Raw genomic sequence first — 16,553 nt, 5'->3', positions numbered from 1 at the left:
GAAAATAAAAGTGCCTTTTCATTAGTGTCAGATGTAAATCTATTATCTAGTCATTGACAATTATCTCTCCAACATATACCTTCTCACCTGCTTTAATAATATGAATAAAGTACAATCCTTTTATTAAGCTATCGAATACAAATGATTGGACAACGTTATCTTTTGCAAAAACTAACCGTCCAGCTTGATCATAGATTTTCACTGCTACTATGTCTTCTGTTGCTAGCTTAATTAGCTCCCCATTTTTTACAGGGTTAGGATAAAAGAAAGTGGTTTCCCTATTCCCTTCAATACTCGTTATGGGTGTAGTTACTTCTTCCTCAGCATCTGTATTTTTCTCTTCTTCCTCTTCGTTTTCTACTTCTTTCTCTTCTTCTTCAGGTACTTCAGGTGTAGGTGGGATAACAATATTAGACTCCCCAAGTTCTGTTAATTTACCTTCCGGTCTATTGTCATTTTTAATCGCTCTTTTCCATTCTAATCGTGTGGCTCTTTCTTGTGAAATCGCGATCCTTTGCTCCATAAACTCTTTCAATTTTTCCTTATCATCTTTCACTAAATATCCCTCTAAAGCAAAATCATTGGTTGTTCTCATCCAATTCTCCAATCTCGTTCTTAGATCTTCCAATACTTCTGCATACTCAGGATCATTGATCAGATTATTCAATGAATAGGGGTCATTTTTTGTATCATATAATTCCTCAACCGTACGATAATTAAGAAAATCGAACCTCTCTTTAATCTGCTCATCCTCTTTAGATAAGGCAGAAAAAGTTGCATAAGATCTATACCAACGGCACTCCATAATCGCCTCATAATCACCGGTACCCCAGGCATTAAAAATATAGACAAACTCTTTGGAGTGTACTGCCCTCATCGGTCGAGGTTCTGCTGTAGGGCCTTCGTTTTGTTCCACAAAAACATATTCTCTGTCTTCTTCTATATCTCCTTTTAAGATACCCAACAATGATCGACCAGCTAAAGGGCCTGGCGCCTCAGTATTTGTAACTTCAAGAATGGTCGGCATCATATCAATAGCAGAAATCATATGTGACGTATCTATTTGACCTCCCGAAATTTCTCCCGGCCAAACAACAACCCATGGCGTCTTCACACTTTGAGGGTAAAGATTCGATTTTACAAACGGAAAAGACATACCATGGTCAGAGATATAAACGATTAATGTTGTCGACATCAATCCTGCATCTTCTAACACTTGAAGAATATCACCGATACAATCGTCTCCTCTTCTTACGGTATTATAGTAATCTGTCATTTCTTCTTTGAAATTATCAGATTGTGGCAATACTGGATGAATGGGAATCTCGTCTTCATCATATAACAAAGAAGGAGGGTTTTGGTCAAACCCTTCTTTGGTATCTTCACCTCTATAAAACGGTAGATGTGGATCTTGAACATTTACAGATGCATAAAATGGCTTGTTGGATGCTTTTGCTTCTACTAATAATTCCTCAAAAGCTGTTTTATACTTATTCGCTGTTCTAGATTCTGGGTTTGTAAAACTTGCTACGTAATCCCAGTATTTAGCTTTATTGTTTGTAGGACTAGAGTCTAATACTTTCTGAATAATTCCTGTAAAATATCCATTTTCTCTTAATGCCTCTGGAAGTGTGGCTTGAGGAAAGTCAACGCTAAAAAATCCTTCCACTCCACTATTGTGAGAATAATGGCCTGTATGGAATACATTCCTAGAGGGGCAGCAACTGGCAACCTGAACATAGGCATTTTCAAACATCATACCTTGTGCCGATAGTTTATCAATGTTAGGTGTAGTGTTTTTTACCTTTGAACCATAGGCCCCTACCGAATCAAAATTCAAATCATCGGAAGTTAAGAATAAGACGTTCGGTCTGTCTTGTGCTTTAGCACTGAACGCAGGGATTGCCATCAATAAGATACTGAAGTATATCATTGATCGAATGTTTAAATATTTCATTTCATTAATTGTTAGATAAAAAGTTATAATAATGTCACACACTTAAAAGTTAGTTTTCTCTTTTGAAATACAGGTTGACTATCCGTTACAATCACTTCAATATCAGGTCTTACTGCTTAAATTTCAGTCACCTTTCTCTTAGATTAAAAAGAAAATAAAAATGTCTCACAGAATTAATTATTCTATGAGACATTTTCAATATAGGCGACACTCTTTATTTGATAGCTAACGAAAAGAAGAATCTATTTCGAAGTGCTCTTCATTACATATTCTAATCTAAATTCATCGATGTAGAAAGTGACATTTGGAGTACCTCCCATTAATAAAGTAGGAATGATATACTCATAACCTGCTTCAATATCTTTCTTAGTAACCACAACCTGACGAGAAATCTGTTTCCAATCTTTACTTAAGGTAAGATCTACCACTTTTGGTTTGGTATCACCCAAATTAAATGGCTTACCTTGCTTGTTCATTTTCAGTGTTTGCTCTAAAGCATCTTTAGAGATCATTGAACCGATTTTGATTTTTGCATTGGTATCTGATGCCTTCACCCAAAATGAAATTTTATATCTTCCTGGGCTTTTTATCTTAATAGGATTGTGCTTTAATAACCCTTTATACAATACACTTGCATTAGGGTTGGTCTTTATTTGTAAAGAATAATCCCCATTGTAAGCTTCTTTGTTTGTTACTACGATAGATTCTTTTACTAAAGAACCTGTAAAAGGAAGGTACCAACCTTCAACGCCTTTTTTTCCTTTTCCTGGTAAAGTTGAAATTGGTTTAACGGGTCCAGATTGTTTCTCAAATCCTGCATTTGTCGTCCCTTTAATTGGAATATATTTCCAATCCTGAGCCATCAATGCAGCACTAAAAAATAAGGTAACTACTAATGTAAATAGAGTTTTCATTTCACTTTGACTGTTATGTTATTGATACATCAAATATAGAGATAGATGTATAAAAATAAGGTTTAATTCCTATTCATAAAGGTTGGATATCTTCTAAACACCTCACTTATCTATAAGTTCCCACAGGTTCTAGAATATTATATCCATCCAATATACTCGACATCTCATCTGCATCCGATAAATGAGTATCTTTTCCCCAATCTACAATTGTAAGTAGGTTAAGCTTTTTTAGATGAGTATACATGTCTTCTGTAAATATTTCTTTTTCTATCGCTGCACATTTCGAGCGATTTTCCATCATTTTTTCTTTTGCAATAGGCGACGATTTTCCAAACTCTTTTGCTACCAAAATATTATGATAACGCATCTCCCTCATTGCAACAAGTATACGTTGATAATCGTTTTCGTTTAAAGGGTTAATAAACTGAATCTGACCTAAACGAATTATTGTCTGATGATGACATTTGATTTGAATATATTCTTCAAATGAAAGCAAGTTCATCAATTTCAGATCTGTTTCTTTATCGACTCTTTTCTTCATTTTTATCTTCTCATACTTACTCAACGATTCATCATTGAGAACTGCTCGGTGAATACTATCCTTCTTTAAGTATCGATTTAAATAAAGGTCGTAAATAGTATCTACCTCTTCTTTAGAGAGCGTGAGGAAACCTTGGTAATCATCAATTCTTTGATGAATCTCTTTGATTTTTTTGTCAAGAATCTTTGAATTTTGGGCGAAATCTGGACCTGCAAAAATCAGGATAAGAACTAGAACTATAAAACTTCTTTTCATTGTAAATTAATTTTTGAGCTTTATGGAAAGCCCCTTGATAACTATATTATTTAAAAAATGCTGGCACTTCAAATGTATAAAAAGATTTCACCCTAGAATATCGACAACTGGTCATTGGGTTAGTTATTCAACCCTTTTTGAACTGACTTTAAACCTTTGTAATAATAATTAACCGATGCGATATGGTCAGTTACAGCGTTTGTTATCAGACCACGAAACACTGTAAAACCGTTACATTCGCACCCTATACTAAATAAGCCATTTTTTAGCTTCCACTATTTATATCAAAGACGAACGAAAACTCTACTTTTACCTCTTCTTATTGATTAAAAATTAGGTAGTTCAATAGGGTTAAACAACAATAGTTTACCTGTCCAACTTCGATAGTATCCACAATTCTTTAGGTTCAAAATATGATCAGAACAGATTTTAGCAAAGGGGGAACAAAAACCATAACCACTGATAACCTCCGACTCTACTGAAAAAATAAGATGGAACGTTTATATAAGACCAATCACAATACCCGAAGTTGGTCATCACAAAAAGTTAAGGTTGAACAATAGTTTTGAGGTGGTATGTTTATTTAGACTTTTAGTTCTATGCATAAATAGAATAAGCCCGAAGAAAAGGATAATAAGTAGTGCTTACTTCACTTTTATAAACTACAAAATGACAATCATCCTACAATTAATAAAAGATATGTCTTTTAAAACCTAAAAAAGTGAATACTTATAACAGTATTGAAGAAGATGAGAATACGATTGAGAAAAGTTTTCTGAGAATAAAGTATCTAAATATTATGCAGAAGAAAATGAAAGTTGAATATGGCTATATTTATTTCCTTCTTACTATGATAGGTTTTTCATGTATAGAATCACCAAATAATAGTGAAATTTTAAAACATTGTGATGAAGTAACATTAGCTCAAGATGATACTATTAAACGGAAGTTGATAAGGAAGACAATCAATGAATTTGTTCAAAATGATTTATTTGTAAACAATAAAGGAATCATAGAGATAAGTATTTATCCCGACACCTTAGGTGGAGAAAAATGGTATATTTCTGCTCAAATAGAAGATATTTATAAAAGACGTAATGATATCACTCCAACAATTGAAGATTTTTATGGTGATATAATACTCTATTATTATGAAGATTATACCTCTCATTTAAAGAGAAAAAACAGGTCAGAAAATGATAAGAACAGAATTAGAGATTGTTTAGGATACGCGATTGGAGATCGTGTCTATCAAAAACCAACTAAGAAAGAACGATGGTCAAGATTGAAAATAGGGGAAAGAGAATTGGGCGGTATAAACAGAGGCATAACTGGATGGTCAGCGACTAAAACTGTACTATTTAATTGGAAGGGAGAATACACTTTGCTCAATAGATCTTATGGTTGTTACGAATAGTGACTACATCTCAATTCTTAATAAGTTAACCTCGTCATCAACTTTTATAAATAATGCACTTCTGACAACAACTATTGAATTTATATCAAATGCCCTTTTTCTTACTAATAGCACTATTTGGGGTACACATTTCTACTTTTCATAGGGTATTGATAATGTTCGCTTGATTTTTGAAGAGTAAAATTTATTTCAATACTAAAATTAACAGATTAAGAATCAACTACTTTTTATGAATTCAAAAATTGGTAATATCACAACGTATATAGCAGCCTTCATACTTCTAGTGATGGGTGTAATCTACCTCTTCAAAAATAGTTTTATGCCTTATCATAGTGAAGCTTTAATGCTTGAGTGGAATCAGGTGAGTAAGAATTTTCAGACACTTATCTTAGCACTGATGCGAGCTGTAGCCGGAGGCTTTATTACAGTAGCAGTTGGTATAGGTGTTCTTCAATATAAATTTTCATCGACAAAATCTGCATGGATCCCACCATTATTGTTATTTATGGGACTATTTATCAGTTTTACTTCAATATATGCAAACCTTATTGTTCGTTTTAACTCTGAAGGGAAACCACCAACAGCTTTAGCATTCTTGGGTATCGGTTTAATGATCATAGGATATATTTTTAATCTTAAATCATTAAAAGAAAAAACTCAGGAAGTCATAAAGGAGGAAGTTTAGTGAAGATAAAGCTTTGAAAAAGTCCGTTCATATCTCCCTATATAAATGTATAACGATTGTTAGATAGAGCAACAATGTTATAGTGATACATCGTTTACTCATCAAACAAATAATTTTTAGGAAATATGAAATTAAAGACAAAAGTAAAGATTGCAAAAACAGTAAGAAAAGCAGCTAATTCGGTAGGTATCTCTGATAAAACGTTAGCCAAAGGAGGTTTAAAAGTTGGGGAGTACGTTGCTGAACAGAAAGTAGACGAACTTAAAAAAGCAACGAAAGAAAAGTTATCTGAGATATTATAATTCAAAATATAGAGCATCCCATTTAGGGGTGCTTTTTTTATTTCAACAGTTATGAAAAACAATACAAATTTTTAATAGTTTAGATAAAGATGATCAACATTCTATGTAGATTCGTCATCACATAATGTAGAATAACTGGGAAGAAATACGCTTTTAAAGATAAATGAAACAAGACGAAGAAATTATTATTGTTGGCGGTGGTTTAAGTGGGTTAATGTTAGCTAGTTTACTATTAGAAAAAAATATTAAAGCTACCATTTTAGAAGCTTCTCCAAGAATTGGAGGCAGGATGCAGACACTTCAAGGAAAAAATAATACACCTCTTGAACTGGGAGCCACATGGTTACAAGGAGTGCATACCCATATAATATCTACATTGAAAGCATTAGGTATTCAGAAATTCCAACAATTTTCAGAAGGTAAATCCTTGTTTCAACCCAATCAATATTCCCCAATCCAAGAGTTTTTTGTACCACAAAATGAAGCATCTTCTTATAGAATTGAAGGGGGATCGGAAAATTTAATTCACACTCTAAAAAGTAAACTAAAACCTGAGCAAGTTATCCTCAATGCAAAAGTGAATGCTATTCGAGAAGATGGGCATAAATTGATAGTAGAAACAGTAACGAATGAAACTTATCAGGCCAATAAAGTAGTGTTGTGTTTGCCTCCTCAATTGGTGGGATCACAGATTTCTTTTTCTCCAAGTCTCCCTCAAGAATTGACAGCCCTCTTTCCTACTGTTCAAACATGGATGGGTGGATCAATTAAATATGTGATAGAATATGAACGTCCTTTCTGGAGAGAGAATGGCTTTTCGGGTATGTTCTACAGTAATTCTGGAATTATTGCTGAGATGTATGATCATACTAATATCGACAAGACAAAGTTTGGGTTTACTGGTTTTTTAAATCCCGGAGCCAAGGCTTATACTCAAGAAGAAAGGAAAAAATTTGTATTACAACAATTGGAAGAAATTTTAGGTCAGAAAGCAACTCAACCTTTACTCTACGAAGACAAAATCTGGACAGACGAATTTATTCTCGATGGAAATCCAGCCCTTGAATATCCTCATCAGAATAATGGGCATCTACTACTTCAACATCAGTATATGAACCGTAAACTATTCTTTGGGGGAACGGAGGTAAGCCCTATATATTCAGGCTATATGGAAGGTGCAATTATCGCGGCAAAAAACTGCTTTGAGAAGTTAGTTGATTCAAAATGATAAGTTAGGAACTTACTCGAAATACTAGTTAGTAATGGTACAAGTGCTTAACATAGCGAAAGTGAAGGAATAAATTTCATGATTAAATGTCGTTGATAAATAATGAATAAAGCGACACACCCTAAAAGAATGTGTCGCTTACTTAAATATTTAGTTTTAGTTGTTTACGCGATAGAATTCCCCTTTAACTTCAAAGTCAGTATAACCAGCATACTCATAATGTTTCACATCATTTTCTTGCTCAGTAGTACCATCTGAATAATTAATTGTGATATTGACCTTGCCATGTTCTATTGTTGTGTAAAACACATTAGCTATTTGTGCTTTGTCTAGGATCAATGCTTTAAACATGACCTCGTTAACACGATCAGCATACGTAACATTATAGTTTACCTCTTCATGTAATCCTTCACCAACACCTTCTTGGTCAAGCAAAACATCACTATCAGTGATTGGTGTAACTTCATTACTGTTTTTGTCTTTGATTGTCATGTCTTGATGCATACCAGCACCCACGCCTTCGACAAAACCATTTTTATTTTTGTTGCTGTTAATTGTTGTGTAATTAACTGTTTCTGCCTCATCTATTACTCTGCGAGTTTTAACGATTTTGTCTTTATGTTCATTAGTGACAACTGAATCAACATCTACATGTTTATGAGTTTGAACAGGTTGATGAATATGAGTTGTGCGATGAATGGGTTGTGGTTCGTTATCGTGGTTACAGCTAGTAAAAGCTAACATTGTAACAGTAGTAAAAGCGATTGAGATAAATAAATTTTTCATAATAATATAGTGTTCAGATTGAATGATTAAATGTTATAGTTAAGCAAACGTCAAGTGTACAATTGTGTGTCGTTAATTTACATTCTGAAACACTGGTGGGAAATATTGTTTATGAATAGGAAGTACAGTTAAATGTCCTACAGAATTGAAGGGCTAGAAAAGTTGAATTCTTACTCTAAAAAGTAATCTAATAACTGGGCAAGTTACTTTCAATGCAAAAGTGGATATTATTCGAGAAGATGTTTAACAGGTGATAGTAAAAACGATAACGAATGAAACTTATCAGGCCAATAAGGGAGTGCTGAGTTTGTATTAGTTATAAGTTGAAAACTTATACAATATAGTAGTTCGTAATGACGCTTGCGCTTAACATTACGAACAGTGGAGTTTTTTTATAGTTTGAAATGACGTTAACTCCTAACATTACGAACAGTGGAAGCTTGCGCCTAACATTACGACCAGTTGGGGATTATTATTGTCTCCATGGCTTTTTACCATATCTACCCTCAATATCTAACGTATCTCCCAATAATTCATGTAACCATGAAGTTGGATCATAATAAATAATTTCATTAGATAAAATTCCATTCTTTGTAACTAAATATAGGGAATCTGAATTAGCACAATGATATAAAGAATCTCCAGCATTAACTAAAGGTCTATTATTTTTATTTAAATATATCAAATATAAATCTGATTTATTTTTAAATATAAGTCAACCTCTATCATTTTTTATTATAGAATTTATTAATAAAAATGTATCTTCTTTGAATTGTATTTGGTTGTAGCTTCGCTCTTTTTCTCTATCTAAATAAGGACTGATAATAAAGGTGAAACTTATTGCCAAAACAATAATTATTACAACAAGAACAATATCAAATTTACTCTGTTTTGCCTTCATTATAATTTAGATTAATAGGTGATTCAAATTTTTTAGGAGTCCAACATTTTACCAATATCTATTCCAATATAGTATGTATTTATATTAAAATCGTCAGTTGTACTTGAAATAGAGTTTTGTTGTTTTAAGTTCGGAAACTCAAACAATATTATAGTTTGTAATGACGCTTCCGCTTAACATTAGAAACAGTGAGGGTTTTAGATAAAGTCAAGATTTTTTTTCTTTGAAAAAAAAGAGGGGATCTCTTTCCAGCCTTCAGATGGTATATTAATTATTTTATCTTGACTTATCTTTTCACCTAAATATATATCTGATACAGAAGGGTCATCTACATAGATTTTGATAAGAAACTTATCATTTAATTGGATATCATTCTTATATTTCCTTACAACTCTTGAGAATATTTTATTTTGATATGAATAAGAATATTTAATATGAGGTAAATTTACCTTTTCAATACTACCAATTGAATATCTAATTGAAGAATTACTCATCATTATTTCAGTTTTTATTACTGACACTAATCCAAATAATAGTAGTGTCAGTAATATAAAAGTTTGTGTTTTTTTCATTACTTCTCTTTTGCAGTTCTTAGTGTTAAGACGAAAGTCGTCACTAAGAACTAACTAATGTATAAGTCTGGAACTTATTACAACACACAAATAATATGCATATTTATTTAAAAGATTCGTATTTCATCCATTTTATAGTTTGAAATGACGCTTGCACCTAACACTACAACCAGTATGAGAATTTTATTTAGACTATGACAATTTCCAAATGCTAACTGATTCAGGTGATGCTATTTGTGATTAAAGATTGATTTGTCATGAGATAATAGTATTAACTATACATATATAGACACTCTATTTACATCAAAAATCGCAATACTTGACCTGATCTTACTCTCAAAATATATTTGATAGTACAGAACTCAATTTGCTATCAAAAAAGAAAACCTAGTATGGAAGTTAAAATGCCAAGATCATTATTTTTGAAATATATTGACGATCAAAGAACCAATAGATACATATCTATTGCAGTCACATTTGGTATGGTTGTCCCAATAACTTTCTGGTTTTATATAGTATCAGGATTAAATATTTATTATGCCTTATTTTGGAGGGTATTTTTATCTACAATGTCAATCGTATTCATATTAGCATTGATATCTGATGTGAAATTTGATAATCACAAAATCACAAAGTTTAAAATTGCAGACGGTAAAATCTATATGTACTTATATAAGACAATACCCCCTTTTAAAAAGTATAGAAATACACTAAGAGTTTTACCTATCGAAAACTTCACTTTTAACAATAAGATAATTAATTATAATTCGGGGAAAGTCTTGAGAAGGTTAGAACTTATATATACTCATAATGAGACTGGTAAAAAAGAGAAATTCTATTTAGATTATGACAACTTCCCAATGCTAACTGAATTATACGATGCTCAATATCAATTTATTATTGATGCCATTAGTGATTAATTTTTCATGAGTTAATAGTATTAACTATACAAATACTGACATTCTATTTACTTCAAATATCACCGACTGTGGATTTGCATAAAGCTCATTGAATGCGCTTCCTAAAACTTGAATTCAAAATCATTTTCAGACATTAGTCTCGGTACTTCCTTCCATGCCGTAATCGCATCATAATAGGTCCTTTCTCTTCCTAGTGGAGCGTAGATACGTTTATCGTTATTAAATAATCGTCCGTTCCTCATATCTCTTAGGACTTTAAAATAAACCTCACCTTTGTTTGTTAACTTCTTCCATCTGGTGGAGATGTCTTCTTCTTTAGTAAGTTCAAGCAAGTTAACTCTTACATTAAATTCATATTGTGTAGGTTTTGCCCTTTCATCATAGAAATTAACATCATCTGAAGTGGCCGTCCAGTTAAGCCAAAGTTCATTCTCGATCTCTCTAATCTTCACCTTGTTATTATAGAGTTCGATTCCCTACCCAAAATAGGCAAAAGCTAAACCTTCCCCACTATCTTCGTCTCCTCCGTTCTTAATTTCGAAATCAAAATTTCTAATCGATGATACCTCTTCCTTTGCTAAAGGTTTATTTTCTATTGTTAGCCATACATATGAAATATTAGTATTGATTTCTAAACCCATTTCCTTTTCAAATTCTGTTATTTCAGCTTCTGGGTATTGTCCATCATACGTTTTTATATCTAAATCAAAGCGAAATTGCCCCGCTGAAGTCGGTGTGATCATGATATCAGAGATTCTTAATTCTTTGAAGTAGATCAATCCTTCTTGACCAGTAATTTTTAAATATTCTTTCATCCTTTTTTGTTTGCTTTATGGTATTCTTAAGATTGTATTTTTTTGTAATCAGTATATCGAAGTTCAGATTTTATATATCAGATTTCTTAGTTCATCGATTATCAAAAATAGCTTGCCCTTAAAGTTACGAGTACTTTAGTTCATGATAAAGGGATTCTGCCATATCGTTAGGTGTTCCACAAAGACAAAGGCCTTTGATGATATGTTCTTTACTATTAAAAGCTTGCTTTTCTGTTTCAAAAACACCCATACGCACCAATTCTTGACACATCCATGTTACATTTTGAGTGAGCATACTTTTTCCAAAAAAGTGATTTACCTGATACATAAAATAAATTTTCGAACTCATTCTTAACCAGATCAGTAACCTTTGATCTTTTATTACATCCAGAGTATTGGCAATCTCAATTGCACTCGATGTGAAGCTAGGGATCACAGCATTTAATATTTCAAAAAACAGCTCCAATTGATTTTGACAGTCTTTTAGAATATCCAATGAACCTCTCTCACAATATTGTAATTGATGTTTAAAACCATTCACTTCAACATTAAACCAATCTTCACTATAACCACCAAAAGTCGGGAGTTTCGATATCTTAAAAGGTAACTTCTCCGATAGTTTAATAAACTCTATCTCATAATCCTTGGACGACTGAATTGAAGTTAATGTTATTAGTTCTTGATAAGGAAGTATACTCATTGGTTTAGGTAATTCCTTAGCACTAATACCAAGCAATTGCTCCTCATAATTTTTCATATCTAAAGATAGCTTTCCTCCATAAACATTAAAAGTATATAGCGTTGACTGATTAAAGACTAGTTAACTTGATAGGTTAAGAAATACTATATCTACTAACAAGATTTAATTTTGAAAATGGTAATAATAATATGTTTCTTTATATGATAAACATGCCAAATTTACCTGATGAAAAACATCTCTAGCTTCCTAACAGTACTCTTTACTTTTTTGTCATTTTTACTTTTTGGACAAGCAACAACTGAAAATTCAAGAGGTTTAGTAGTAAAGCAAACAAATCAATTGGACAAAAGTGTTCAAAGTAAAAAGTATGCCTTGGTTATTGGGTCTGATCGATACGATGGAAAACCCATGTGGTCAGATTTAAAAAATGCAGAGTATGATGCTAAGAGTATGAAAGAAATTCTTGAAGTCAAATATAATTTTGAAACAGAAATACTCTTATCACCGACAAAAAACGAAGCCTTAAAGTCCATTATATCCTATCATCAAAAACTAAAAAGTAGTGATCGTTTTTTAGTGTTTATCGCTGGACATGGAGATTATGATAAAAGCATCTATGATGATGGTTTTTTGGTATTCAAAGATTCTAAACCCTATACAGAAGATTTTGCGAGAAGTACGTATTTAGGTTATCATCAATTGAATGCAATATTGAACGCTTTACCTTCAAAACATGTTGGGCTAATCTTGGATGTTTGTTTTGGTGGAACTTTCAATACCAAAGTAGCCACCTATAGATCCGCTAATAAAGTTTATGAGGGTAAAAGTTCACAAAGTTACGCTAATCAGAAATTAGCTAAAACCTCAAGATTATTTCTCACTTCAGGTGCCCTTGAACCAGTTCCTGATGGTTACGAAGAGAAACATTCTCCTTTTTGTTATATCCTATTAGATGCTCTAGAAAGTGGTGATCCCAATGGACTACCGATTACTCTTTCTTGGTTACATCAGCAGGCACAACTAAATATTACAGAATCGATGTATGGTTTCTTTGGTAATAACCAACCTGGTAGTGAGTTTATCATCGGTGGTATAAAAAGTCAGGACAACTCAACTTTAGTCAATAAATTATTAGAAGAGAAAGAGTTAAAAGAAAAGGCAGAACGTAGAGAAAGAGAAGCTAAAAGTCTTTTATTGACGCAAGATGCGATAAAGGCTTATGATAATAAAAATTATACAAAAGCATTTAAAAAGATCATTGCATCAAGCCATCTTGATAGTACTAATTACAGTACACACGAACTCTATTATAAGATGTTGCTAGAGCAAGATTCATTTTATTTAGAAGAGATCTTAAGTGAAGCTCCAATACCACTAGAAGAGGTGGAAATTATGGAATCTGAATCTTTAGATATTAAAATTAATTCTATTCTAAAAGTAGACTTTCAGAAAAGAATTATCATTGCTCAACAAGATACTAAAATCCTAAAACTTGATTTTTATGGAAAGATTTTAAGTTCATATCAAACTAAGTTGAAAGAATATGAACCAATATGGAATATCTATTTTTTGGAGGACAAGATTTTTATAGAATTACAAGGGAAACTTATTGCCTTTGATGATAACCTAAAAAAGATCGGAAATTATGATGTACCTAAAAATTATAGATTGAATGATATATCCAAAGACGAATCTACTGTATTATTCTATGACTCCTTAAACGATAACTATAAATACTACCATAACGATAAACTAATTACAGAAATCAAGGAAGCACCAAATGATTACATTGAGAGAATATATATTGACTCAAATAATCATTTAAAAATCAAGACATTATACCAAGGATTATATAAATACGAAACTTATAATACAACTGGAAAAGAAATAGAAAGTGATAATATTCAGCAGTTCAAATCAAAGTATTATAAAACTTATTATGGCAGTGTTATAAATACTATCACAGAGAAAGAGGTTTTTTCTTCAGAAGAAATGGATGAATATAATTTCAATTATGATTCTATCTTAGATGATGTTTTTCATTTAGCAATAGAAGAAGAAGACATATTACTTATAAAAGACAAAATCCGCTTAAAAAATATTAGTGGAATTATCGAAAGTAAATATCAACCAAACCATTTAAATATAGTTAATGATTCACCTTATCCTCTTGATTTTTTACTTTTAAATGAAAATACCGTTGCTATCGCCCACAAAAATGATATTTGTATTAAGACTATCGATAATCAAGATATCTTATTAAGAAAGCAAACACAGGATTTTGTGAAAATGATAAAAAGTCCAAATGATGATACTTTTTACGTACTAACTGGAAATATCATAACTCATTACAATTCAAATGGTGATGAAATAAAATCTATCAGATTACCAGAAGTCGGTTTAGATTTTAAAATTAGTCCAAAGGGGAATACAATAGCTATATTTTATAAGTACTTTTTTATCTCTACTCTTGATGAAAACCTCACTTTCAAAAATGCTTTTATACAAACGGATCCACTTTGGTATAGAGATAATGAACTACAGAAGGCCAGAAGGCAAATAGAATTTATTAATGAGGAACAATTTTTAGTATTTGGTGTCAAAAACTATGACTCTACATTTGGACAACTAGAGAATAGAATAAGGTTGTATAACACTAAAGGAGATCTAATTAAGATCTTTGACGAAAAAATTTTAAAAGATTATTCATCAACTTACAATAGTTTGGAAAAGGTAGATGGTAATAACTTTATTCTGTCAACATTTATTAATAATGATAGCTCTAATTATGTGTTTGAAATCGATAACAAAGGGAATATTTTACATGATTTTGGTAAATGGGATCTCTATAAAGACGATGAAAGTTATATCCACGCCAACTTGTATAAATTAGACTCTTCTAGTTTTATCATTGTCAATAATTTGACAAAAAAAATCATTCAAAAAAATAATAATCAATGGGTAGAAATTGATTCTATCAAAGTTATTCCACCGTCAATGTCTTGGTACGATAGTACTTTCATCACACAAACTTCAACTTTATCAATAAAACCAGAGTATGATTATAAGTATCCATTATTACCCTGTGATATTTTATATAATGGAGACCTCTCTCTCTACACCTTCAACAAAATAAAGAAGCATTTATTTAAGCCTAAAGAAAACATCATTGAATTCATGATGTATGATATAGACTTAAACTATACATATTTGAATAAAAAAACTTCGATAACTAATAAAGAAAATACTCTAGAATACACTTTTATTAATACACAAAGTGAAGATAATAACCCATATTTATCTTTCAACAATGATTCTAAGATTAATAAATTTGACACTACCGAAAAGAATCTTTTTACATTATCAAATAAGCTTAAAAAACATTTTAATTATAAACCTATAAATATTAATAAGTTCTTTGTCATTCGTGATGTTATTAATGATAGTTTAATAAGTATAACTAATAAATCTTGGGAAGTATCAACTTATAATATCCACAATAATGATTCAATAGAAATGAATTTATTGAATACAACAATAGAAAATAATATTTCATATTACAATGAAGTGATTAACCCGTCAGATGAAGAGGGCTCTGTGTTTTTCTCTTTGGGAATTTATAATCTACAAAACCACAAAAGACTATCATTAGGTGATAAGTATAAAGATCCAATTTTTAGAAATATAGATGATGACCATTTCTTTATTTATGAAAAAGATTCTATACTCGATGTATACAACTCGGAAAATTTACAGTTGATATTTTCTTGCTCTTTAAGAGATAGTATTTTTCAAAAAATCAAAAACTACCATCTTCAAGTTAAATTCCCACAACCCAATTGGATCAATGAATATGAGTTACATCTTTATAAAAAGAACGACAATTATTATTTCAGGTACTATGATGTTTTATTTACAATAGATTTTGAAAAAAAATCTTTATTACCAGAAATTACTACAATAGAACTGCATAACAATAAAAATTACTATATAGAAAAGATTAATAGTAATACATTAAAGTTGTATAGATTACAAAATAAAAAGATATCCGATTTTGTTACTGAAATAAAAGATTGGGAATATCATATAGAAGATACTACGATCGCAGAAATAAAGCTACCCTTTACTCAGAAAGAAGATGAACTTGAAGTATTATATTATGATGATAAATACTTTGTAGTAAGCAACCAAGAAAATACCTTTTTCTTCCAAATGCAACAAAATGAGTTTTCATTACAGTTCCTCAATAAGGTAAATGCTATTGATTATATAAAATACATAAAAGATAAAAATGTATTTATAGGTTATAAAAACAACAGTATCTATACCTTCGATAATCAAGGACAAGAAACTATAAACCTATCTCTAAATAGAGACGTATTATTGGCTGATATATACAAAGATAAACTAAGAGTAATTTGTGGAAAATTCTCTGATAATAATTCTACTATAAGTATACATGAACCTAGTGTTCTATACGAAATACCATACTTTAATAATTGGTTGAATAATATAGATGACATCATCAGAAATTAGAATCAGATAGAAAAGGAATCCCCA

Annotated in this window: 15 protein-coding genes; 6 read left to right on the top strand and 9 right to left on the bottom strand. The window is 31.2% G+C overall.

Going from position 1 to position 16,553, the window contains the following annotated elements:
• Positions 1-46: 46 nt before the first annotated feature.
• The 3 genes from QL232_RS02755 to QL232_RS02745 all read right to left on the bottom strand — a co-directional run bounded on the left by QL232_RS02755 (position 47) and on the right by QL232_RS02745 (position 3,667).
• Positions 47-1,957: a sulfatase-like hydrolase/transferase gene (locus QL232_RS02755; protein WP_281612975.1), complete on the bottom strand. Its 1,911-nt coding sequence runs from the start codon at positions 1,955-1,957 to the stop codon at positions 47-49.
• A gap of 242 nt (positions 1,958-2,199) precedes the next feature.
• Complete coding sequence (locus QL232_RS02750) at positions 2,200-2,871, bottom strand: carbohydrate binding domain-containing protein (protein WP_281612974.1); 672 nt, start codon at positions 2,869-2,871, stop codon at positions 2,200-2,202.
• A gap of 106 nt (positions 2,872-2,977) precedes the next feature.
• The gene (locus tag QL232_RS02745; RefSeq protein ID WP_281612973.1) at positions 2,978-3,667 is read right to left on the bottom strand and encodes a hypothetical protein; all 690 of its coding nucleotides are present in this window, start codon (positions 3,665-3,667) and stop codon (positions 2,978-2,980) included.
• Between the two features lie 721 nt (positions 3,668-4,388).
• Here QL232_RS02745 and QL232_RS02740 point away from each other — a divergent pair.
• The 4 genes from QL232_RS02740 (at position 4,389) to QL232_RS02725 (ending at position 7,299) form a co-directional block, all read left to right on the top strand.
• The gene (locus QL232_RS02740) at positions 4,389-5,084 is read left to right on the top strand and encodes a hypothetical protein (protein WP_281612972.1); all 696 of its coding nucleotides are present in this window, start codon (positions 4,389-4,391) and stop codon (positions 5,082-5,084) included.
• Between the two features lie 229 nt (positions 5,085-5,313).
• Positions 5,314-5,769, top strand: a complete 456-nt coding sequence (locus tag QL232_RS02735) for a hypothetical protein (RefSeq protein WP_281612971.1) — start codon at positions 5,314-5,316, stop codon at positions 5,767-5,769.
• Between the two features lie 125 nt (positions 5,770-5,894).
• Entirely contained in the window at positions 5,895-6,071 is a 177-nt protein-coding gene (locus QL232_RS02730) for a hypothetical protein (RefSeq protein WP_168882455.1), read from the top strand.
• 163 nt (positions 6,072-6,234) lie between these two features.
• Positions 6,235-7,299 (top strand): NAD(P)/FAD-dependent oxidoreductase, encoded by a 1,065-nt coding sequence (locus QL232_RS02725; RefSeq protein WP_281612970.1) that lies wholly within the window; start codon positions 6,235-6,237, stop codon positions 7,297-7,299.
• Positions 7,300-7,455: 156 nt separating this feature from the next.
• Here QL232_RS02725 and QL232_RS02720 read toward each other — a convergent pair whose 3' ends face one another.
• The 3 genes from QL232_RS02720 to QL232_RS02710 form a co-directional block, all read right to left on the bottom strand.
• The gene (locus QL232_RS02720) at positions 7,456-8,085 is read right to left on the bottom strand and encodes a hypothetical protein (protein WP_281612969.1); all 630 of its coding nucleotides are present in this window, start codon (positions 8,083-8,085) and stop codon (positions 7,456-7,458) included.
• Positions 8,086-8,800: 715 nt separating this feature from the next.
• Entirely contained in the window at positions 8,801-8,986 is a 186-nt protein-coding gene (locus tag QL232_RS02715; RefSeq protein WP_281612968.1) for a hypothetical protein, read from the bottom strand.
• 197 nt (positions 8,987-9,183) lie between these two features.
• On the bottom strand, positions 9,184-9,558 hold the full coding sequence (locus QL232_RS02710) for a hypothetical protein (RefSeq protein ID WP_281612967.1): 375 nt from the start codon (positions 9,556-9,558) through the stop codon (positions 9,184-9,186).
• A gap of 392 nt (positions 9,559-9,950) precedes the next feature.
• Between QL232_RS02710 and QL232_RS02705 the strand changes: the two genes are divergently transcribed.
• On the top strand, positions 9,951-10,478 hold the full coding sequence (locus QL232_RS02705) for a hypothetical protein (RefSeq protein ID WP_281612966.1): 528 nt from the start codon (positions 9,951-9,953) through the stop codon (positions 10,476-10,478).
• 101 nt (positions 10,479-10,579) lie between these two features.
• Here QL232_RS02705 and QL232_RS02700 read toward each other — a convergent pair whose 3' ends face one another.
• The 3 genes from QL232_RS02700 to QL232_RS02690 form a co-directional block, all read right to left on the bottom strand.
• A complete protein-coding gene (locus tag QL232_RS02700; RefSeq protein WP_281612965.1) occupies positions 10,580-10,930 on the bottom strand; it encodes a hypothetical protein in 351 nt (116 codons plus the stop codon).
• A 24-nt stretch (positions 10,931-10,954) separates the two neighbouring features.
• Entirely contained in the window at positions 10,955-11,293 is a 339-nt protein-coding gene (locus QL232_RS02695) for a hypothetical protein (RefSeq protein WP_281612964.1), read from the bottom strand.
• 124 nt (positions 11,294-11,417) lie between these two features.
• Entirely contained in the window at positions 11,418-12,050 is a 633-nt protein-coding gene (locus QL232_RS02690; protein ID WP_281612963.1) for a hypothetical protein, read from the bottom strand.
• A 168-nt stretch (positions 12,051-12,218) separates the two neighbouring features.
• Here QL232_RS02690 and QL232_RS02685 point away from each other — a divergent pair, with 168 nt between their 5' ends.
• Positions 12,219-16,529 (top strand): caspase family protein, encoded by a 4,311-nt coding sequence (locus QL232_RS02685; protein ID WP_281612962.1) that lies wholly within the window; start codon positions 12,219-12,221, stop codon positions 16,527-16,529.
• Positions 16,530-16,553: the final 24 nt, after the last annotated feature.

Source organism: Flammeovirga sp. SubArs3 (assembly GCF_947387565.1).
In the GTDB taxonomy this organism is placed as follows: Bacteria; Bacteroidota; Bacteroidia; order Cytophagales; family Flammeovirgaceae; genus Flammeovirga; species Flammeovirga agarivorans.
Note: the sequence above shows the minus strand (reverse complement) of the source record. Positions and strands in the feature narration are given on the sequence as shown.

What these genes read in the sequence shown, in the direction of transcription:
- QL232_RS02730 (WP_168882455.1), top strand. Translation starts at nt 5,895, where the DNA reads ATGAAATTAAAGACAAAAGTAAAGATTGCAAAAACAGTAAGAAAAGCA.
- QL232_RS02710 (WP_281612967.1), bottom strand. Translation starts at nt 9,558, where the DNA reads ATGAAAAAAACACAAACTTTTATATTACTGACACTACTATTATTTGGA.
- QL232_RS02715 (WP_281612968.1), bottom strand. Translation starts at nt 8,986, where the DNA reads ATGAAGGCAAAACAGAGTAAATTTGATATTGTTCTTGTTGTAATAATT.
- QL232_RS02685 (WP_281612962.1), top strand. Translation starts at nt 12,219, where the DNA reads ATGAAAAACATCTCTAGCTTCCTAACAGTACTCTTTACTTTTTTGTCA.
- QL232_RS02755 (WP_281612975.1), bottom strand. Translation starts at nt 1,957, where the DNA reads ATGAAATATTTAAACATTCGATCAATGATATACTTCAGTATCTTATTG.
- QL232_RS02690 (WP_281612963.1), bottom strand. Translation starts at nt 12,050, where the DNA reads ATGAAAAATTATGAGGAGCAATTGCTTGGTATTAGTGCTAAGGAATTA.
- QL232_RS02735 (WP_281612971.1), top strand. Translation starts at nt 5,314, where the DNA reads ATGAATTCAAAAATTGGTAATATCACAACGTATATAGCAGCCTTCATA.
- QL232_RS02720 (WP_281612969.1), bottom strand. Translation starts at nt 8,085, where the DNA reads ATGAAAAATTTATTTATCTCAATCGCTTTTACTACTGTTACAATGTTA.
- QL232_RS02750 (WP_281612974.1), bottom strand. Translation starts at nt 2,871, where the DNA reads ATGAAAACTCTATTTACATTAGTAGTTACCTTATTTTTTAGTGCTGCA.
- QL232_RS02725 (WP_281612970.1), top strand. Translation starts at nt 6,235, where the DNA reads ATGAAACAAGACGAAGAAATTATTATTGTTGGCGGTGGTTTAAGTGGG.
- QL232_RS02695 (WP_281612964.1), bottom strand. Translation starts at nt 11,293, where the DNA reads ATGAAAGAATATTTAAAAATTACTGGTCAAGAAGGATTGATCTACTTC.
- QL232_RS02745 (WP_281612973.1), bottom strand. Translation starts at nt 3,667, where the DNA reads ATGAAAAGAAGTTTTATAGTTCTAGTTCTTATCCTGATTTTTGCAGGT.
- QL232_RS02705 (WP_281612966.1), top strand. Translation starts at nt 9,951, where the DNA reads ATGGAAGTTAAAATGCCAAGATCATTATTTTTGAAATATATTGACGAT.